The sequence below is a fragment of the Brevundimonas sp. D3-1P genome (assembly GCF_055809335.1).
The window spans coordinates 3,005,358-3,024,577 of sequence record NZ_CM147908.1 but is presented as its reverse complement, the minus strand read 5'-3'; the positions used below and the strand labels follow the sequence as shown (position 1 = coordinate 3,024,577).

The window sequence follows — 19,220 nt, the reverse complement described above, 5'->3', positions numbered from 1 at the left end:
TCGAGCCACAGGACCCTCGCGCCCGACGTCGGCGGACCTCTTTTGCACAGAGGCCGCCATGAACATCGCCGTCACCCCGCCCGCCGAACCGCACGAACCCAATGTCGATCTCGCCCTCAAGGACGCCCGCGAGCAGGTGATGAAGGAGACCGGCGCCATCCCGACCGGCGAACGGGCGGGATCGAAGAAGGTCTATGTGGCGGGCGAACTCTATCCCGACATCCGCGTCCCCTTCCGCGAGGTCGCCGTCCACCCCAGCGCCAACGAGCCGCCGGTGACGATCTATGACAGCTCAGGCCCCTACACCGACCCGACCGTGACCATCGACATCGCCCGCGGCCTGCCGAAGGTGAAGTCGTCGTGGCAGCTGGATCGCGGCGACATCGCCCCCGTGGCGAACCCGCGCGAGGTCAAGCCCGAGGACAACGGCCACGCCAGCGGCAGACACCTCGCCCCCCGCTTCGACGTCTCGAACCACAAGGTCTTCAAGGGCGTCCCCGGCCGCCCCGTCACCCAGTACGAATACGCCCGCGCCGGGATCATCACGCCCGAGATGGAATATGTCGCGATCCGGGAGAACCTCAGGCGCCGGAACCCTGCCAGCGTAGGCGCTCAAGGAGCGAGCGACCGCGTCGCGAGCGTTAGCGCCGAGCGGGATGGCGAGAGCTTCGGGGCGAGCATCCCCGACTACGTCACCCCCGAATTCGTCCGCGATGAAATCGCGAGGGGAAGAGCCATCATCCCGCACAACATCAACCACCCCGAGGTCGAGCCGATGATCATCGGCCGCAACTTCCTGGTGAAGATCAACGCCAACATCGGCAATTCCGCCGTCCTCTCCTCGGTGGACGACGAGGTCGACAAGCTGGTCTGGGCCACCCGCTGGGGCGCCGACAACGTCATGGACCTGTCGACGGGCCGCAACATCCACAACATCCGCGACTGGATCATCAGGAACTCCAGCGTCCCCATCGGCACCGTCCCCATCTATCAGGCGTTGGAGAAGGTGGGCGGCATAGCCGAGGACCTGACGTGGGAGGTGTTCCGCGACACCCTGATCGAACAGGCGGAACAGGGCGTCGACTATTTCACCATCCACGCGGGGGTGCGCCTGCCCTTCGTGCCGCTGACGGCGAACCGCGTCACCGGCATCGTCTCGCGCGGCGGCTCCATCATGGCCAAATGGTGCCTGGCGCACCACAAGGAGAGCTTCCTCTACGAGCATTTCGAGGACATCTGCGACATCATGCGGGCCTATGACGTCAGCTTCAGCCTGGGCGACGGCCTGCGCCCCGGCTCGATCGCCGACGCCAACGACGCGGCCCAGTTCGCCGAGCTGCGCACCCTGGGCGAGCTGACCAAGATCGCCTGGGCCAAGGGCTGCCAGGTCATGATCGAGGGCCCCGGCCACGTGCCGATGCACAAGATCAAGCAGAACATGGACGAGCAGCTGAAGCACTGCCACGAGGCGCCCTTCTATACGCTGGGGCCGCTGACCACCGACATCGCGCCGGGCTACGACCACATCACATCGGCCATCGGCGCGGCCATGATCGGCTGGTTTGGCACGGCCATGCTCTGCTACGTCACGCCAAAGGAGCATCTGGGCCTGCCCGACCGTCAGGACGTCAAGGACGGCGTCATCACCTACAAGATCGCCGCCCACGCCGCCGACCTGGCCAAGGGCCACCCCGCCGCCCGCCTGCATGACGACGCCCTGTCCCGCGCCCGGTTCGAGTTCCGCTGGGAGGACCAGTTCAACCTGGGCCTGGACCCCGAAACCGCCCGCAAATACCACGACGCCACCCTGCCCAAGGAGGCCCACAAGACCGCCCACTTCTGCTCCATGTGCGGCCCCAAGTTCTGCTCGATGAAGATCAGCCAGGACATCCGCCGCGACGCCCAGGCTCAGAACGACGCGGGCGGCTCGCTGGCCGAAGCGGAGGCCGGGATGGCGGAGATGAGCGCGAAGTTCCGGGCAGGTGGGGGCGTGGTGGAGGTGAAGGTGTGATCTGCCTTGACGCGCAACCCTAAGCAGGCACGATAGGCGCTCACGGGGAGGCTCAGTTGACCACTAAAACCATTTTCTTCGCGTTTGCTGGTGCCGACCCGTTGATTTCGTCCACGATCGTTTCAGCATGCAAAAAAGCATCTTCGGACAATGCACATTTTGTGCCGTGGAAGGCTCGTGATCTATCGGGACAACCAATAGACCGTGGCGTAGCAAGTTGGGTAGAAGAAGCGGATGTTGTTTTTGCGGATATATCGTTCGTTAACCACAACGTCACGTTTGAGATTGCCTACGCAATCGCGCTGGGTAAGCCAGTCTATCTAGTCCGCTACATATCTAGCAATTGGTCAGATGTCGAAGCTATAGGTCTGCTTCACAATGTCGGACACTCTTCTTATAGCGACGAACAGTCACTTGTTAAAATACTTAAAAATGCTGAGGCTAAGGCCTCTGGCTGGCCACGACCTAAGAAAAACTACGCTCAACCACTTTATTTCGTGCAGCCGTCTTTAAGTGAAGACTCGCTAATCAATCTCTCCAGCGCAATTAAGAAGCGGGCGAGGCTCAGGTTTCGGACCTTCAACCCGAAAGAAGTTGATCGGCTAACGGCGTCAGAGGCTCATTCTCAGGTTGCAGCTTCATTTGGAGTGATTGCGACTTGGCATTCTGAACACATCCCCCACGCGGAGCGGCAGAACCAACGGGCTGCTTTCGTTATTGGCTTAGCGCGCGGCTTCGACATCCCGTTCCGGCTCATCGCTGCCAACCACCTCCGACTACCCCTAGACCTAGACGAAATATCTACGCGGGTATCCGAGAATTCGGACATTGGCAGCCTCGTTATGAGTCTCAAGGAGGAGATTGATACAAGCTCGTTAGAGTACGCCGCATTTGAACCCGCCCCGTCGGGACTTCTTTCTCAGGTTTATTGTGGAGACCCCGCAGCGGAGAACGAAATGGGCGTTCTCAGTGATTACTTTCTAGAAACTGAAGAATACGCAGCTACAATCCGGGGAGATGTAAACGTCCTTTCTGGGAGAAAGGGCAGTGGAAAAACGGCCGTTTTCATCAGATCTAGGGACAGAATTAGATCTGACAAGAACAATATCGTTGTTGACCTGCAACCCGAGGGATATCAACTTCTAAAACTCAAAGAATTTGCTCTCTCTGCTTTATCACCCGGAACGCGGAAGGAGTTTTTGGCCACATTCTGGGAGTATATTTTCTGGCTCGAAATTGCATACAAAATCCTCGAGAAAGACAAGATGCGAGCCAGCAGAGATAGCGACCTCCTAATACGCTACGAGCGCCTGGAATCGCTATTCAACGCTAGGGTTGACACCGGCTCGGGCGACTTCTCAGAGCGCTTACGTCGCCTGACTGATCGTATTGTTGATCGATTCAAGGAAAAGGTAGGGGGCGATGTCAATGTGCTTGATTCCTCACAGACCCTGTCCATCGTTTATGGTTCAGAAATTGGCCCAATTCGCGCGGAGATATTCTCTTATCTAAAGCTTAAAGGAACGGTTGCTTTTCTATTCGACAATATTGATCGAATCTGGAGTCCAGGGGGATTTACGGAAGATGACGCCACGATAATCGTCGGCCTTATTGAATCCCTTCAAGAAATTTCCAGGCGATTCGACAGGCAAGGAATTCCATTTCAGTGGGCAGTATTCATCAGAAGCGACATCCAGGAATTTGTTATCGCTCAGATGGCGGATTACGGAAAATTGGCAACAAGATCTGTTGAGTGGAGCGACCGGGACTTGTTGTGGCGCATGTTTACGCGCCGTCTAATGAACGAAGTCGATGATCGTACACTCCCTGTTGAGGCCGTATGGTCATCAATCAGCGTTGGACGAGTTCAGGGTAAGACCACTCGCGACTTTCTGCTGGATTCATCGCTAATGCGGCCCCGATATTTGATCCGTCTATTTGAGACCGCCAGACAACGTGCACTTGCGTTTGACCGCGAACAAATTGATGAAACAGATTACGAATCCGGACTTGAGGAACTAGGATGGCAAGTTCTAGAAGACTTTGACCGGGAACTAGCTGACATTGTTCCCGATGCCCAGGATTTACTGTTTCAGTTGTCTGGGTTTGGCGATGCCATATCATTGGAAACCCTGAAAGAAGCAGTTTTAAATAAAGTAGTCAAACCTGAGCTAGTTGACCCAACTATTGATGTTTTGATTTGGACGGGCTGCATCGGTGTCAAAAACTCACGAGGCAACACCTTTATTTCGGAAGCCGGATTTAAGCGCCCATTTATGCGGGCATTGATGGCCCGCGAATCTGGTAAGGCCATCGTCTTTCATCCAACCTTGGCAGCTGTCCTAGCCGACTAGCGAACGCAGGTAATGCCCACCCTCGTGCTCCTCGCCGGGCCGAATGGGACAGGAAAGACCACCTTCATCAACGGCTTCCTGCGGGCCGAGGCCTTCTAGTTCGTCAATCCCGACGAGGTGGCGCGCGGCGTGACCGGTTCAAGCCCGGCCCGCGACCTCGCCGCCGGGCGGCTGGTGATTGAGCGGCTTGCAGCGCTGGTCGAAGCGCGCTCGGACATCGTGCTGAAAACCACCCTCCCTACCCGCTCCCACGCCGCCCGGCTGGAAGGGTCATCTCGTCACCGCCGACGATGCGCCGCGCGCCCGAGAAAAAAGCGGGCCTAAAGCGCTCTTTCCTTTCGTCATCCTCCGGCAAGCCGCGCAGCGGCGCAGACCGGGGGACCCAGCGGCGCGCGGGAGCGCGACCCTGTCGCGAACTCGGCATCCGACATTGTGCGGCGGACGCATCGCCTTCGGCGCCTCCCCTGGTCCAAGCTTCGCTTGGCCAGAGGATGACGGTGGGTCCCCCGGTTTCGCTGCGCGAGCCGGAGGATAACGAAAGAGGCAAACGCGGCCTCCGCCATCCTATTTCCGTCGCTGCGACCGTTGAATTCCCTCGTCTTTCCGGCGCCGAAGGACAATCGACCTGACGCCCCTTCCGGGCCGCCCATAATGCCCCGGCCCCGCGTCCGGGGCGGATCGGCGTCGGAGGGGCGTATGGAGCGGGATGAGGATGGCGGGCCGGGCCGGGCGTTCGGCGTCGAGGCGTCGGGCGGGGACGGCGACCGGCCCTATGCCTATTGGGACGGCCGCGTGACCGACGCGGACTTCGTCGACCGCCCGGAGGAGGCCCAGCCCCTCTACGACGGGCGGCCGGGGCGCGATCCCTATGACCGGGGCGGCGGCTATCGCCGCGTGTCGGAGGCGGTCTGGGACCGGGCGCGGAACGACTATCTGGACGGGGACGCCGCCGAGACGGTGTGCGCCCGCCACGGCCTGGCCCTGTCCACCTTCCGCCAGCGCGCCAGGGCCGGGGGCTGGCGCCGCATCGACCGGCCCGATCCCGAGCCGGTCGATCTGGAGGCCGAGGCGGCGGCGGGCCTGCCGGACTACGCCGAGATGGCGCGCCACGCCCTGGTGCGGCTGAACCGCGCCGTCCTGGGCGGCCGGGCGGCCGAGGCCGCCGGCTGGATGCGGCTGCACATCCGCCTGTCGGACCTGGCCCGCGCCGCCGATGCGACGCCGCCTCCCAGCCCGCCCCCGAGCCCCGACCCGAGCCCCGTCCCGGCGACGCCCGACCCCGAACCGGCGTCCCGCCCGCCCGCCGAGCCCGCCAAGACCGGCAAGACCCCCGCCCCCGAGGCCCTCGCGGCGGCCAAGGCGCGCACCGTCCACACCCTGGTCCGCGCCGTGACCGCCCTGAACCCGCGCGACCCGACCAGCCGCCGCCTGATCGAAAAGAGCCTGGAGGTGCTCGACGCCCTGGACCGGCCGCCGATTTCACACGATTCACACCATTCGGACGGTGTTTTTCCCGACGCGGGGTCCGAAACCCCCGATCCGCCGCTTGATCCGCCCTTGGCCCCGCCCTGACGCGCCGTCGAAGGGGGCTTGAACCCGCCGCCGACCGGTCCATTCCGTCGTCATGACCGCCGATCTTCAGTCCAGACCCCAGATCGCCGTCCGCTGCGCCGCGACGGGGGCCGGCGCCGTGGGCGCAGGCGCGGTCGCAACCCCGGCTTCAGGGTCGCTGATGCGCGTCCGCGACAGGTTCGCGCTCGCGCGCCGGGGGATGACGAAAGGCGAAGACTAGGCTTCCGACGCGATCTGTCTCAGCGCCTGTTCGAAGGCTTCCGGCGGCTGGCCGCCCGAGATCAGATATTTCCCCTCGACCACCACGGCGGGGACCGAGCTGATCCCGCGCGACCGCCACAGGTCCTCGGCGGCCCGCACCGCCTGGGCGTAGCGGCCCGAGGCCAGGATCTCGGCCGCCTCGGCCCGGTCCAGGCCCGCCGCCTCGGCCGCCTGGGTCAGGACGCCGGCGTCGGCGATGTTCCTGTTCTCGGTGAAATGGGCGGCGAACAGGGCCTGTTTCAGCGCCTTCTGCTTCTCGGGCGCCGTCTCCTGGGCCCAGTGCAGCAGGCGGTGGGCGTCGAAGGTGTTCCAGATGCGGCTGTCCGGCCCCATCCGCATGTCGAAGCCGACGGCGCCCGCCCGCTCGCGGATCATGGCCTGGTTGGCGGCGGACTGCTGGGGGGTCGATCCGTATTTGCGGCCGATATGGTCGACGATGTTCTCGCCCTCGGGCGCCATCCGGGGGTTCAGTTCGAACGGCTGGAAGACGATGTCGGCGGCGATCCCCTCGGGCTTCAGCCGCTCCAGCGCCGTCTCCAGCCCGCCGAGGCCGACGACGCACCAGGGGCAGACGACGTCGGAGACGAAATCGATCTTCAGGGTCTTGGGCGGGGCGGCGTCGGTCATGTCGGGCTTTCGGAACAGCGGGCGTCGCCTCGCATATGGGAAGGGGCCGCCCGGACGCCAGCCCGGCGAGAACGCCGCACCAACCCCCATAGGTTGTGTATTGTATCCGACAGACACGGCCCCGCCTGGACGGCTAGGGTTCATCTCGAGGGAGGGGGTCCATTGCGCATCTACGAGTTCCATTTCTTCGACGCGGCCGACCGCCGGCCGGTGCTCGACTTCTTCGACGGCGACGACGACGAGACGGCGATCAAGGCCGCCCGCGCACAACTGCTGCGTCACGCCTCGTGCCAGGGGGTCGAGGTGCACGAGGCCGCCCGGCTGGTCGCGCGGGTGGATCGCGACTGCACGGTTCCGTACAGACGCCGGTAATCCCTGGCTTTTTCCCCAGGATCGCGCACTAAATACAGCTACGCTGTGTCGGCTTCCGACAGACGGAAGGAACAGATCGCCTTATGCGCGAACCCATGCGCATCCTCCCGCCGGGAAACCGGCTGATCCAGGGTCTCGTTTCCGAAGACCGCGACGCCCTTCTCGGGATCGCCACGCCCGTCGAGTTCGACCTGGGCCATGTGTTCAACGAGCCGGACGACCCGGTCGAGCAGTTGCACTTCATCGACAGCGGCTTCTGCTCCTCGGTGGCCGTGCTGGAGGATGGGCGGACGGTGGAGACCGTGATGATCGGGCGCGAGGGCGTCCTGGGCGTGGTCGCCTCGGTCGTGCCCCACCACACCCACACCCGCAGCGTGGCCCAGATGGCGGGCAGGGCGCGGCGCGTGGACGCGGGCCGCTTCCGCGCCCTGTCGGCCCAACGGCCGGGCGTTCGCGACGCCGTGGCGACCTATATGGCGCGGCTGCAGGGCGAGCTGGAGCAGTCGGCCGCGTGCAACGCCCTGCACCATGCGGGCCAGCGGTTCGCCAAATGGCTGCTGCGCTGCCACGACCGGGTCGAGGGCGACACGCTGAACCTGACGCAGGAGTATCTGGCCTCGATGCTGGGCTCGCAGCGGACCACGGTGAACGAGGCGGCGCAGGGGCTGCAGAAGGCCGGGGCCATCGCCTATTCGCGCGGCCGCATCACCGTCCTGGACCGCAGCGCCCTGGAGCGCGCCGCCTGCGAGTGCTATCGCCGCGGCGACGACTGACGCCGTCAGGTCTGGGCGGCCGGCAGCTCCAGCACCGCCTTCAGCCCGCCCATGTCGCTGTCCGCCAGGGTCAGCCGGCCGCCATAGGCGCGCGTCAGGTCCTCGACGATGGACAGGCCCAGGCCCGAGCCCGGCGCGCTCTCGTCCAGCCGGGCGCCGCGCTGCATGACCGTGTCGCGCTGATCGGCGGGCAGGCCCGGGCCGTCGTCCTCGACCACCAGGATCATCTGCCCCAGGCCGCTGCCCCCGGCCGAGACGCGCACCCGCCGCCGGGCGAACTTGGCCGCGTTCTCGATCAGATTGCCCAGGATCTCCTGCAGGTCCTGGCGCTCGCCCAGGAAGGCCAGGTCGTCGGGGGCGCGCCAGTCGATCTCGACCCCCTTGGCGCGGAACACCTGTTCGATCATGACGGCCAGTTCGTCCAGCACCTCGGGCACCGGCGTCGTCTCGCCCAGGCCGTGGGCGGCGCGGGCGGCGGCGCGGGCGCGGCGCAGGTGGTGATCGACCTGGCCCTGCATCACCCGGGTCTGGCGCCGCACCAGTTCGGGCAGGTCGCCTTCGGCCGTTCCCGCCTCGGCCAGCATGACCGAGATCGGCGTCTTCAACGCATGGGCCAGGTTGCCGACGTGGGTGCGCTGGCGCTCCACCACCTCCTGGTTATGGTCCAGCAGGCGGTTGACCTGTTCGGCCAGGGGCTGGATCTCCAGCGGATAGGACCGGCCGATCCGGGCCGACCTGCCCTTGCGCACGTCCGCGATCTCGTCGCGCAGGTCGAACAGGGGGCGCAGGCCGATCCGCACCTGGATGAAGACCGCCGACACCAGCCCCAGCCCCAGGATCATGAGGGCGATCCAGGCGACATGGGCGAACTGGCGCGTGTCGGCGTCCACCTCGGACCGGTCCACCGCGGCGATGAAGATGATCGGGTGCTCGTGCCGGGGGATGGACTTCATGCTGGCGGCGACGCGCAAGGGTTCGCGCGTCTGGGCGTCGTCCTTGGGGCCGGTCGTGTTGAAGGTGATGACGTCCCCGAACGCCGCATCCAGCCGCCGGGGCAGGTCCTCCGGCAGGGCCAGGTCGTAACGCCACAGCGAGGTGGAGCGCGCCAGGCTGACCCGCTGTCCGTCCGGCCGCACCTCCAGGATCTGCCAGTATTTGCCCGACAGCAGGCGCAGGGTGCGGGCGTCCTGAATCTGGGGGACCACGTCGCCGGGCGGGGTGCGGCTGGCGGCGACCACGATCTCGTCGATGGTCTCGTTCAGCATGGCGCCCAGACGGCGCAGGGCCGATTCCTGGAAGGCCTGGGTCAGGACCAGGGCCGCGACCACCAGGGCCACCAGGATCCAGGCCGAGGCCAGCCAGATCAGTCGGCGCGTCAGCGACCGTCCCGGCCGCCCGAACCAGCGGCCCCAGTCGGGGCCCTTGGCGGCCGGCGCCCCGGTCACGCGGCTTCGGATTCGCCCGCCAGCGGGGTCAGCCGGTATCCCAGGCCGCGCACGGTCTCGATCCGGTCCGACCCCACCTTCTTGCGCACCCGGCCGATGAAGACCTCGATGGTGTTGGAATCGCGGTCGAAGTCCTGGTCGTACAGGTGTTCGACCAGTTCGGTGCGGCTGATGACGCGGCCCTGATGCATCATCATGTAGTGCAGCAGCCGGTATTCCAGCGACGTCAGCCGCAGCGGCTCGCCGTTGACGCTGGCCCGCGCGGCCCGGGGATCGAGCCTGAGGCCCCCGCACGACAGGGTCGCCGAGGCGATGCCCGCCGAGCGGCGCAACAGCGCCCGCAGCCGCGCCAGCAGCTCCTCGGTATGGAATGGCTTGGTCAGATAGTCGTCGGCCCCGGCGTCGAAGCCCGCCACCTTGTCCGACCAGGCGCCGCGCGCCGTCAGGATCAGGACCGGCGTGGTCTTGCCCTCGCGCCGCCAGCGTTCCAGCACCGACACGCCGTCGATCTTGGGCAGGCCCAGATCCAGCACGATCACGTCATAGGGTTCGTTCTCGCCCAGATAATGGGCTTCCTCGCCGTCCGGCGCGTGATCGACCGCATAGCCCGCGTCGCCCAGCGCCGCCTTCAGCTGGCGCGACAGGTCCACGTCGTCCTCGACCAGAAGCACGCGCATCAGTTGGGCCTGCGTCGTTGAGTATTGTCGTTCGAGCCGCCTTGGCGGGCCTGGCCGGTCTGGCCGTCCACCACCACCTCGCGCACGCGGCCGTCGCGTTCGACCAGGACGGAATAGTTGCCGTCGCGGCGCGGCTGGGTGTCGATGGGACGTCCGCGTCCGGCCTCGCCGCCACGGCGGCGCGCCTCGTCGGGACTGACGCGGGGGCCGCGTTCCTGCGACTGTTGCGCTTGGTCGCGAGACTGGGCGACCGCCTCGGCGGCGAGGACGGGAGCGAGGGCCAAGGCCAGGGCCGAGGTCAGGGCCAGGGCCGGGGCGGCGATGAGGCTGGCGGGTTTGCGGAACATGGCGACCGATCTAGCCCCCTTCATCTGAACGGGCGCTGAATGCCCTTTATAGTCCAAGCCTCGCCGCCATCCAAACGCACCTGTCGGCGAAGTCATGCAGATGAACGCCGCCTGAGCGCGGCCGTTCAGATCGGGCTCAGGCCGGGCGTGGTCTTGTATGCCCAACGCCGGCCGATCCCGACCGGCGGCGCCTACCAAGGAGATCGTCATGCGCAAGCTTATCGCCCCCGCCCTCATCCTGGCCGCCGTCTCCGTCGCGGCCCCCTCGCTCGCCCAATCCAATCACCGTCCGGCCCCGGCGCATCAGGGCGCCCAGCACGCGGGCTACGGGTCCTGGCAGTCCGTCAACGCCCGCCAGGCCAACCTGGATCGCCGCATCGACCAGGGCGTCCGCTCGGGCCAGATCAGCCGCCGCGAAGCGACCCGGCTGCGCGGCGAGTTCGACAGCCTGCTGCGGCTGGAGGCCAGCTACCGCCGCGGCGGCCTGACGGCCTGGGAACGGGCCGATCTGGATCGTCGCTTCGACCGCCTGTCGGCCCAGATCCGCGCCGAGCGCCGCGACCGCGACCACCGTCGCGGCTGAGCCTTCTCTCCGGCTTCGGGCCGGATGGGGCGCGGTCGATCCGACCGCGCCCTTTCGGTCGTCCGCAGGCCTCAGACGACCAGCAGCGGGGCGGTCTGGAACATCACGCCCACGCCGGCGACGACGGCCCCCGCCACCCCCATCCGCAGGCCGAACAGCCGCGTCTCGTCCGACGGCGGCCGGCGCAGGCCGCGAGCCGCGGACAGGCCGGCCAGGGCCACGGCCGCCAGGCACGCCAGGCTGAAGACCAGGCCCGCGGCCCGCCCGCCCGCCGCGTCGCGCCAGGCCACGTCCGCGACGCTGGCCAGAACATAAAGGCCCAGGAAATGGACCGCCCAGATCGTCAGCCCGCCCAGCGCCGTCAGCCAGAACCTCATGACATCACGCCGGGAAACAGCCGCACAAGCAGGGTCGTGACCCCGCCCTGAAGCGCGGTGAAGGCCAGGAACAGGGCGATCAGCTCGAAGGTCGCGGGGCGTTCGGGCGACAGATGGCCGAACAGCCAGCGCAGCAGGGCGAACGGCCCCATCAGCAGGCAGATGCCCACGAACAGCCCCTGCCAGGCCAGAAGGGCGAAAACCGTGGCGCCCTGGCTGGAGGCGTCGGGACGCAGGCCCGAATCCCACCAGGCCCAGGCCTCGGCCGCCCAGGCCCCGCCCGCGGCCACGGCGGCGACCAGCATCAATCCCGCCGCGATCATCGGACTGCGCGGACGATCCAGCTTCAGCGCGCCCTGCCCGGCCCACCCGCCCAGGCCGGCCACGGCCAGGAGCCCCAGCGTCAACGGCAGCGACGCCAGGTCGGGCGGCGCCTGCCAGAGGTCGGGCCGCCGGCTCCACAGGAAGACGTAGGAGAAGCACGCCATCGCCGCGACCATCCCGCCCACGATCAGGGTGATGACCATGGCCCACCAGCCGTGGCTGGACGGTCCCGACACATAGGTCGGCAGGCGCACCCCGCCCCCGACGTCGACCGTCGCGTTCGCATTGGGCCGGTCCAGCCGCCAGGCCCATTCCCAGATGCAGTAGATCGCCAGGAGGCCGCTGACGACCGCGATCAGATAGGCCTGAACCGTCAGGATCAGGAAGAAGCCGGCGGTGAAGACGGCCGCCCACACGTACCAGCTGGAGGGCCTGGGGATGCGCAGCACATATTGCGGCTCGGCGTTGACCGGGCTGGTGACGATGGTCTCCCGCTCGCCGCGCGGCGCCCCCGGCATGAAGTAGCGGCCGGCGACCACGTCCCGCTCCAGGTCCTTCTGGTCCCAGAGCGGATAAAGGCTCCTGATCACCGGCGTCGACCGCAGCGAATACCGACCGGCCGCGAGCCACTCCAGCCCCGGCCCATTGAACACATTGCCGGCCTCGCGCGCCCCGAACGGGCGGAAGTTGCGGATCATGTCCACGACCCACAGCAGGACCGCCAGGCCGAACAGGAACGACCCGATCGTGGAGATCATGTTGGGCAGGTCCCAGCCCCGGTCGGGCAGATAGGTGTAGACCCGGCGCGGCATCCCCATCAGCCCGGTCAGGTGCATCGGCAGGAAGGTCACGTTGTGGCCGACGAACATCAGCCAGAAGATCCACCTGCCCCAGCGTTCGGACAGCGGCCGCGCGCTGGACATCGGCAGCCAGTAGTAGATGGCCGCGAACAGCGGAAAGACCATGCCGCCGATCAGGACGTAGTGCAGGTGGGCGACGATGAAATAGCTGTCGTGGGCCTGCCAGTCGAAGGGGACCATGGCCACCATCACCCCGGTCAGGCCGCCCATGACGAAGATCACCAGCCCCCCGACCGCGAACAGGCCGGGCGTGTTGAACCGCATCCTGCCCGCCGCCAGGGTGGCGATCCAGGCGAACACCTGCACCCCCGCCGGCACGCTGACGGCCATCGAGGCGGCGCTGAAATAGTTGATCGAGATCTGGGGCATGCCGGTGGTGAACATGTGGTGCGCCCAGACGCCGAAGCTGATGAAGCCGGTCGCCAGCATGGCCAGGACCACCAGCCGGTATCCGACCAGTTTCGTCTGGGCCACCGCCGGGATCAGGGTCGACATGGCGCCGGCCGCCGGCAGGAAGATGATGTAGACCTCCGGGTGGCCGAAGAACCAGAACAGGTGCTGCCACAGCATGGGGTCGCCCCCCTTGGCCGGATCGAAGAAGGGCCAGCCCAGCGCCCGCTCCATCTCCAGCAGCAGGGTCGACAGGATCACCGAAGGGAAGGCGATCACGATCATGCAGGCGAAGATCAGCATGGCCCAGGCGAAGATCGGCAGCTTGTCCAAGGACATGCCGGGCGCCCGGGTCTTCAGGACGCCGACGATGATCTCGATGGCGCCGGCGATGGCCGATATCTCGATGAAGCCGATGCCCAGCAGCCAGAAATCGGCGTTGATCCCCGGCGAATAGGTCATGCCGGTCAGGGGCGGATACATGAACCAGCCGCCGTTCGGGGCCAGGCCGAAGAACAGCGAGCAGAAAAAGGCCAGCCCCCCGACCAGATAGGCCCAGAAGGCGTAGGCCGACAGGCGCGGAAACGGCAGGTCGCGCGCGCCCAGCATCTGCGGCAAAAGCAGCACGCCCAGCGCCTCGACCGCCGGCACGGCGAACAGAAACATCATCACCGTGCCGTGCATGGTGAAGATCTGGTTGTAGGTCTCCTGCGCCAGGAAGCCCGTCATCGGCAGGGCCAGCTGGGTCCGCATCAGCAACGCCAGAACCCCGGCCAGCACGAAGAACAGCATGGCCGCGCCGACGTAATAGACGCCGACGTAGTTGTTGTTGATCGCGGTGATCCATTCCCACGGCTTGCGCGGGCCGCACCAGACCTCCTCCAGCTGCTCCAGCTCGCCCTCGGGCCGGGGCTCGGTGGTCGGAAAGCGTTTGTAGAGTTCGGTGTCGAACCCGGTTTCCGAACTCATTTCAGGCTTTCCAGATAGGCGGCGACGGCGCGCAGATCCTGACCCGCCAGCACCGGATAGGCGGGCATCCGGTTGCCGGGCTTGATGGCCTGGCTGTCGGAAATCCAACCGGCCATCGTGCCCTGATTGTTCGGCAGGATGCCCGCGCCCAGGGTCTGGCGCGACCCGACGTGGGTCAGGTCGGGACCGGCCAGGCCGTTGGCCTCGGTCCCGCGAATGGTGTGGCAGGCCGCGCAGCCCGAGGCGGCGAAGACGTCGCGTCCGCGCGCGATCAGGTCGGGCGTCTCCTGCGCCGAGACTGCCGGCCGGGCGCCCCCGCCTGGCGGTCGCGCCAGGCGGCGAACCGGGTCGGCTCATGTGCGACGACCACCAGCCCCATCAGCGCATGGGGCCCGCCGCAGTATTCGGCGCACTGGCCGCCATAGGTCCCCGGCCGATCCGCCTGCAGCCGCATGAAGTTGCGCCGGCCCGGGATCATGTCGGTCTTGCCGCCCAGGCGCGGGACCCAGAAGCTGTGGATCACGTCGGCGCTTTCCAGCTCGAACACCACCGGACGGCCGACGGGGATGTGCACCTCGTTGGCGTCCTGAAGGATCTCGCGCCCCTGGTCGTCCAGATAGGCGACGCGCCACCACCACATCTCGCCGGTGACGCGCACGCGCATCTCGCCGGGCCGGGGCGCATCGGCGATCCGGGCGGTGGTGTTCAGGCCATAGATCAGCAACCCCGTCAGCACCACGACGGGAAAGGCCAGGCCCGCCGTCCAGACCAGCCGCTCGCCGCCGACGCGCCGCTTCCATTTGCGCGGGCCGAACAGGGCCACGCTCAGGGCGGCCAGCACGATCGCCATGACCACCACGGACATGACGAACAGCACCCAGGCCACGGTGTGGATGGGGGCCGCGAACGGTCCGGCCGGATCGAGCACGGGCGGGGGCCAGCCGGCGATGCCGGGCGTCGCTTCAGTCGTCATCGAGCGAATACAGATAGGCCGCGACGTCGCGGGCTTGGTCGTGGGACAGGGGCATGGGCGGCATGGCGGTCTGGGGGTCCAGGGAAGGGGCGTCGATCAACCAGCGGATCAGGACGTCGGGCTGGTTGGGCAGGCGGCCGGCGATCATCGGCCGGGCGCCGAAGCCGGCCAGGTCGGAGGCGCTGCGCCCCCGGGGCCAGGCGACGTCGGGTATGCTGTGACAGGCGGCGCATCCGACCTGGTTCACCACGGCCAGCCCCCTGGCGGCGTCGCCCTGGGCCACCGGGCGCGGCAGATCGGCCTTGTCCACGCAACCCGCCAGCAGGCAAACGGCCGCCAGTACGGGCAGGCGCGTGATAGACGGCCCCCTCGTGCTTCGGCGCGCCTGCGTCGATCGTCTCATCCCGCCCCCAAAAGCTCGACCACACAATCCGCCATCCCCGCCGTGGTTCCCGGGTGCGACACGCCGTCCAGCGCCGCGGCCGGAACCTTCGCCATAGAGACGGGTTCGATGGGCGTGCGCCCGCCCCTCTCCCTCATCGGTCTGTCGTTCGGCCTGGCGGCGCTGGCCGGCTGCGACTCCACGCGCGGCCATACAGACGCGGCCTTCAGCGCCGACGGCCGGACCATCGCCATGAGCGGCGGCGCGGGCGGGGCGGCCAACGCCTGCTTCACCTGCCACGGACTGCAGGGACAGGGCGACGGGGTTTCGGCGCCCCGCCTGGCCGGCCTGGACGTCGGCTATCTGCAGAAGCAGATGGAGGACTACGCCTCGGGCCTGCGCCCCGACGACCAGATGACGCGCATCGCCAAGGCGCTGAACCAGACGGATCGCCGCGCCGTCGCCGCCTGGTACGCCGGCCTGCCCGCCTCGCCGCCCAATACGCCGCCTTCCGACGCGCCGCCCGCGCCGACGCCGGACGTCTATCTGACCGGCGATCCGTCGCGCGGGATCGTGGCCTGCGCCGCCTGTCACGGGGCGAACGGCGAAGGCGCGGGTCGCGGCGGCAATCCCCCGATCGCCGGCCAGCCCGCCGCCTATACGCTGGAGCAGATCGATCGCTGGAAATCGGGCGAGCGCCGCAACGACCCGCGCGGCGTCATGGCCGCCGCCGTCAGATCGCTTTCGGACCCAGAAGCCCGCGCCATAGCCCTTTGGCTGTCGACACGGCCCGCCGCTCAAGCGCCCGCCAGCGCCGCTGCCAGCGAGTCCGCTTCCGTGGACGCAGCGGCACGACCGGCAGCATCGCGTGAAACACGTCGTCCCGATCGATCAGATGGTGCTTGAGCGCCGCCCCCGCGTGGATCGGGATCATCAGCAGCAACGTCAGCACCATGCCCCAGTGCATCCATTCCGCCGCCGCCTCGATCGCCCATAGCTGGGTGTTCGACAAATCCTGAAACGGCAGCAAGGGCCAGGGGATCAGGCCGACCACCTCCAGATGGCGGGTGCGGTCCGTCGCCGAGATCATCGCCCAGCCCGTCAGCGGCAGGCCGAACAGGCAGATGTAGAAGACATAATGGGTGACGTGCGCCGCCCAGCTCTCCCAGCCCGGCTTGTCCGCGTCATTGACCAGGTCCGGCGCCATCAGCCGCCACGAAAGCCGCCCGATCACCAGCACCAGCATCAGCACCCCGACCGCGAAATGCACGTCATAGGCCCCGACCATGGCCGTGCCGACCGGCTGACGCCCCATCCAGAACCCCCAGCCGATCTGGAACGCCACCAGAGCGGCCATGGTCCAGTGAAAGCCGATGGCGACCGGGGAATAGCGCCCCTCGTCATGATGGCCCGCCGCCCATTCCAGGGCCTGCTGGAACAGCCGGGCGATCACGCCGCAACCTCGCGCGTCGGCCCCAGCATCCGCCCCAGCACCGCCAGGGCCGCGAACAGATAGAGCGCCGCCGCCGGCGCCCACATGATCAGGCCGGCCGCCTGCTGATCCTCCAGCGGCGTCATCCCCCAGGTCAGGGTGGTGTGGAAATGCGGCGCATAGACCGCCTGGCCGGCGAAGGTCAGGATCGCGCCCAGCAGGCCCATGGCCAGCATGGCGGCCAGCAGGCCCACCACCGCCGCCGGCGCCGAGGCCCGCCGCACCGTCGTCCAGAACCAGACGGCCGCGCCCAGCAGGCTGAGCTGCATCGCCCAATAGACCGCATCGTTCGACAAGGCCGCAGCATAGAGGCCCGGCGCGTGCCAGGCCCACAGCACCGCCGCCTGCGCCGCCGTCGCCAGGACCAGGCCGCCGCCTGCGCGCCGTCGCGCCGGCCCGACCGGCGCCGCCCAGGCCAGCAGGGGCGCGGCCACGCCGACCAGCAGGACATGATGCACGGTGCGGGCCGAGAACAGCGCCGAGCTGAGGGCGCACAGGGGCGAAACCAAACTGATCGCCAGAACCCCCGTCGCCGCCAGGCCGAACAGGCGCCGTCGCCCCTCCAGCCGCATCGCGATCACGGCCGAGGCCACGACCAGCACGCCCAGCAGCATCGGATCCAGGTTCCAGCGCCAGTCCCCGGCCAGGGGCGCCGGGCCGCAATAGGGCGTCCAGATCGGACCAGCATCCATGATCAACCCCTCGCCCGGACGGGCGTCCGCTCAAGCTACGCCTTGGCGAAAACCCTCCAGACCCGTCCGGTTCCGCCGCCGCGTGTCCGGGCGGGTGCGACACGACGTCTGGAACCGATCGCAGGCTTGGCGCACATCACCGATTCCCCGTCGTTGGCGACCCCGGCAGGACTCCAACCTGCGACCTCGGCTTTAGGAAAGCCTTGCTCTATGCGGCTGAGCTACGGGGCCATGGGCGATGACCTAGCGGCTCGCGCGCGGTTCGGGAAGCGGCGGCGGGGAAAAAACGGACGGGTTCCGCGGCGCCGGCGAACGGCGTTGTGGTTAAGGCGGCTTAACCTACCAGATGTCGCGGTGAACAAAGGGCGAATCGGGGCGAGTCAGCGATTCGGTCCCGATTCGTTTCGCGCTTGTTCCGCAAGCCCGGCTTGGCCGTTAACCGGGCGTGCAGGGGCGGCGTCAGAACAGGATCAGGTCGCCGGGATCGGCGGTCGGGGCGCGGTCCCCGGCGGGGCGCAGACGCGCGGCGAGATCGGCCAGCGCAACAGGATCGACGGCCTGGTCGGGGTCCGCCCCCTGACCGAGCGCGCGCAGCACGGCCGCCAGGGAGTCGAGGTTCTGGTTCAGGGCGTCCAGCCCCTGGGCCTGGATCAGGGCGGCGGGCCGGTCGGCGGCGGGGGCGTGGCGGACCAGCCGGGCGACCAGGGCTTCGACGGCCTCAACCTCGGCGCGGGCGCGGACCAGCTCGTCGGCGACGGCGGCCAGCAGTCGGGCCTGGTCGGGCGCGAGGGCCATTCTCAGAACAGCTCCAGCGCGCCGATCTCGGCGGGCGGGGCGACCGCGACGGGACGGGGGGCGACGGTGTCGGCGACGGCCCGTTGCAGCGCCCGGCCGCTGACCGGCCAGTAATGCAGGCGACGGCCGCCCTCGCCGCGCAGACTGCCGCCCACGACTGCAATGCCCTCGTCGCGCAGGAAGCGTTCGGCGAAGTCGGCGTTGGCGCGGCCGACGTCGCGCAGGGCGTCGAACATCCGTCCGCCGCCGAACAGCTTGGCCTCCAGCCGCTCGCGCCGGCCGCCGGCCTTGAGCAGGTCGTTGATCAGCAGCTCCATCGCATAGGCGCCGTAGCGGCGGCCCGCGTCGGTTCCCGCCCCCGTCCCCTCCGGCAGCAGGAAATGGTTCATGCCCCCCACCCCGGCCTGCGGATCGCGCAGGCACATGGCCACGCAGGAGCCCAGGATGGTGCTGAGGACGACATCGGGATCGGACGTGACGACATGTTCGCCCTGGCCGACGTGAACGCGCTTTTCCGCGCCGTCCCTCAGGGCGGCGAAGCTCATGTCAGGGGTCCGAACACGGCTTCCATCTTGCCCTTCAACTGGGCGACCGTGAAGGGTTTGACCAGATAGTTGTTGACCCCGAACTGGACCGCGCGCTGCACCAGTTCGCGGTCCGCGCGGCCGGTCAGCATGATGAAGGCGGTCTTGGACGTGGGCGGATGGGCGCGCACGGCCCGCAGCAGGCCCAGGCCGTCCAGGTTCGGCATGTTGTAGTCGGAAATGATCAGGTGGGCAGGCTTCACCACCACTTCGCGCAGGGCGATCTCGCCATCCGAGGCCTCGCGGATTTCGCGCACGCCGAGCTGCTGGAGGCTGGTGCGGACCAGCGAGCGCATGGTCATCTGATCGTCGACGACCAGGCAGTGGATGGCGGCGGCGGCGGGCATGGGACGCTCCCGG

At 67.7% G+C, this 19,220-nt stretch carries 20 protein-coding genes, 1 tRNA gene and 1 pseudogene; 7 read left to right on the top strand and 15 right to left on the bottom strand.

Annotation, left to right across the window (positions count from 1 at the left end; all coding sequences use genetic code 11):
• The first annotated feature begins 139 nt into the window (after positions 1-139).
• The 3 genes from thiC to AC0L6G_RS15290 all read left to right on the top strand — a co-directional run bounded on the left by thiC (position 140) and on the right by AC0L6G_RS15290 (position 5,937).
• Positions 140-2,011 carry a phosphomethylpyrimidine synthase ThiC gene (thiC, locus tag AC0L6G_RS15300; RefSeq protein ID WP_473253263.1) on the top strand — a complete coding sequence of 624 codons (1,872 nt, stop codon included), beginning with the start codon at positions 140-142 and terminating at the stop codon, positions 2,009-2,011.
• A gap of 56 nt (positions 2,012-2,067) precedes the next feature.
• A complete protein-coding gene (locus AC0L6G_RS15295; RefSeq protein ID WP_473252576.1) occupies positions 2,068-4,365 on the top strand; it encodes a P-loop ATPase, Sll1717 family in 2,298 nt (765 codons plus the stop codon).
• 696 nt (positions 4,366-5,061) lie between these two features.
• The gene (locus AC0L6G_RS15290) at positions 5,062-5,937 is read left to right on the top strand and encodes a hypothetical protein (protein WP_473252575.1); all 876 of its coding nucleotides are present in this window, start codon (positions 5,062-5,064) and stop codon (positions 5,935-5,937) included.
• A gap of 216 nt (positions 5,938-6,153) precedes the next feature.
• Here AC0L6G_RS15290 and AC0L6G_RS15285 read toward each other — a convergent pair whose 3' ends face one another.
• Entirely contained in the window at positions 6,154-6,825 is a 672-nt protein-coding gene (locus AC0L6G_RS15285; protein WP_473252574.1) for a DsbA family oxidoreductase, read from the bottom strand.
• Between the two features lie 162 nt (positions 6,826-6,987).
• Between AC0L6G_RS15285 and AC0L6G_RS15280 the strand changes: the two genes are divergently transcribed.
• Complete coding sequence (locus tag AC0L6G_RS15280) at positions 6,988-7,197, top strand: hypothetical protein (RefSeq protein WP_291538369.1); 210 nt, start codon at positions 6,988-6,990, stop codon at positions 7,195-7,197.
• Between the two features lie 83 nt (positions 7,198-7,280).
• Positions 7,281-7,970: a Crp/Fnr family transcriptional regulator gene (locus tag AC0L6G_RS15275; RefSeq protein ID WP_291538371.1), complete on the top strand. Its 690-nt coding sequence runs from the start codon at positions 7,281-7,283 to the stop codon at positions 7,968-7,970.
• A gap of 5 nt (positions 7,971-7,975) precedes the next feature.
• Here the strand turns inward: AC0L6G_RS15275 and AC0L6G_RS15270 are convergent, their stop codons facing one another.
• From AC0L6G_RS15270 to AC0L6G_RS15260, 3 genes are read right to left on the bottom strand one after another with little or no spacing between them, the layout of a single operon-like run.
• Entirely contained in the window at positions 7,976-9,415 is a 1,440-nt protein-coding gene (locus AC0L6G_RS15270) for a sensor histidine kinase (RefSeq protein ID WP_473252572.1), read from the bottom strand.
• Entirely contained in the window at positions 9,412-10,092 is a 681-nt protein-coding gene (locus tag AC0L6G_RS15265; protein ID WP_291538375.1) for a response regulator transcription factor, read from the bottom strand. Before AC0L6G_RS15265 ends, AC0L6G_RS15270 begins: the two co-directional genes overlap by 4 nt.
• Positions 10,092-10,439 (bottom strand): hypothetical protein, encoded by a 348-nt coding sequence (locus AC0L6G_RS15260; protein WP_291538378.1) that lies wholly within the window; start codon positions 10,437-10,439, stop codon positions 10,092-10,094. The genes AC0L6G_RS15265 and AC0L6G_RS15260 overlap by 1 nt, the downstream gene beginning before the upstream one ends.
• 208 nt (positions 10,440-10,647) lie before the next feature.
• On the opposite strand from AC0L6G_RS15260, the gene AC0L6G_RS15255 reads away from it, so the two are divergent.
• On the top strand, positions 10,648-11,022 hold the full coding sequence (locus AC0L6G_RS15255) for an invasion associated locus B family protein (protein ID WP_291538380.1): 375 nt from the start codon (positions 10,648-10,650) through the stop codon (positions 11,020-11,022).
• Positions 11,023-11,093: 71 nt separating this feature from the next.
• Here AC0L6G_RS15255 and AC0L6G_RS15250 read toward each other — a convergent pair whose 3' ends face one another.
• From AC0L6G_RS15250 to AC0L6G_RS15230, 5 genes are read right to left on the bottom strand one after another with little or no spacing between them, the layout of a single operon-like run.
• A complete protein-coding gene (locus AC0L6G_RS15250; protein WP_291538383.1) occupies positions 11,094-11,399 on the bottom strand; it encodes a hypothetical protein in 306 nt (101 codons plus the stop codon).
• A complete protein-coding gene (locus AC0L6G_RS15245; protein ID WP_473252569.1) occupies positions 11,396-13,942 on the bottom strand; it encodes a cbb3-type cytochrome c oxidase subunit I in 2,547 nt (848 codons plus the stop codon). The genes AC0L6G_RS15250 and AC0L6G_RS15245 overlap by 4 nt, the downstream gene beginning before the upstream one ends.
• Positions 13,939-14,160, bottom strand: a complete 222-nt coding sequence (locus tag AC0L6G_RS15240) for a c-type cytochrome (protein WP_473253262.1) — start codon at positions 14,158-14,160, stop codon at positions 13,939-13,941. Before AC0L6G_RS15240 ends, AC0L6G_RS15245 begins: the two co-directional genes overlap by 4 nt.
• 53 nt (positions 14,161-14,213) lie before the next feature.
• A complete protein-coding gene (gene coxB, locus AC0L6G_RS15235; RefSeq protein ID WP_473252568.1) occupies positions 14,214-14,915 on the bottom strand; it encodes a cytochrome c oxidase subunit II in 702 nt (233 codons plus the stop codon).
• Complete coding sequence (locus AC0L6G_RS15230) at positions 14,905-15,225, bottom strand: c-type cytochrome (RefSeq protein ID WP_293827050.1); 321 nt, start codon at positions 15,223-15,225, stop codon at positions 14,905-14,907. The genes coxB and AC0L6G_RS15230 overlap by 11 nt, the downstream gene beginning before the upstream one ends.
• Before the next feature lie 201 nt (positions 15,226-15,426).
• Between AC0L6G_RS15230 and AC0L6G_RS15225 the strand changes: the two are divergent.
• Positions 15,427-16,023 (top strand): annotated as a pseudogene (locus AC0L6G_RS15225) (c-type cytochrome); the annotation flags it as partial.
• Positions 16,024-16,030: 7 nt separating this feature from the next.
• Here AC0L6G_RS15225 and AC0L6G_RS15220 read toward each other — a convergent pair.
• The 6 genes from AC0L6G_RS15220 to AC0L6G_RS15195 form a co-directional block, all read right to left on the bottom strand.
• Positions 16,031-16,750, bottom strand: coding sequence for a cytochrome b (locus AC0L6G_RS15220; protein WP_293827049.1), 720 nt, complete (start codon positions 16,748-16,750; stop codon positions 16,031-16,033).
• Positions 16,747-17,481, bottom strand: a complete 735-nt coding sequence (locus AC0L6G_RS15215) for a cytochrome c oxidase assembly protein (RefSeq protein ID WP_293827047.1) — start codon at positions 17,479-17,481, stop codon at positions 16,747-16,749. Before AC0L6G_RS15215 ends, AC0L6G_RS15220 begins: the two co-directional genes overlap by 4 nt.
• Before the next feature lie 154 nt (positions 17,482-17,635).
• Positions 17,636-17,712, bottom strand: a tRNA-Arg gene (locus AC0L6G_RS15210).
• Between the two features lie 228 nt (positions 17,713-17,940).
• A complete protein-coding gene (locus AC0L6G_RS15205; protein ID WP_473252567.1) occupies positions 17,941-18,276 on the bottom strand; it encodes a hypothetical protein in 336 nt (111 codons plus the stop codon).
• 2 nt (positions 18,277-18,278) lie between these two features.
• On the bottom strand, positions 18,279-18,821 hold the full coding sequence (locus AC0L6G_RS15200; RefSeq protein ID WP_473252566.1) for a chemotaxis protein CheD: 543 nt from the start codon (positions 18,819-18,821) through the stop codon (positions 18,279-18,281).
• A complete protein-coding gene (locus AC0L6G_RS15195; protein ID WP_291538402.1) occupies positions 18,818-19,207 on the bottom strand; it encodes a response regulator in 390 nt (129 codons plus the stop codon). Before AC0L6G_RS15195 ends, AC0L6G_RS15200 begins: the two co-directional genes overlap by 4 nt.
• Positions 19,208-19,220: the final 13 nt, after the last annotated feature.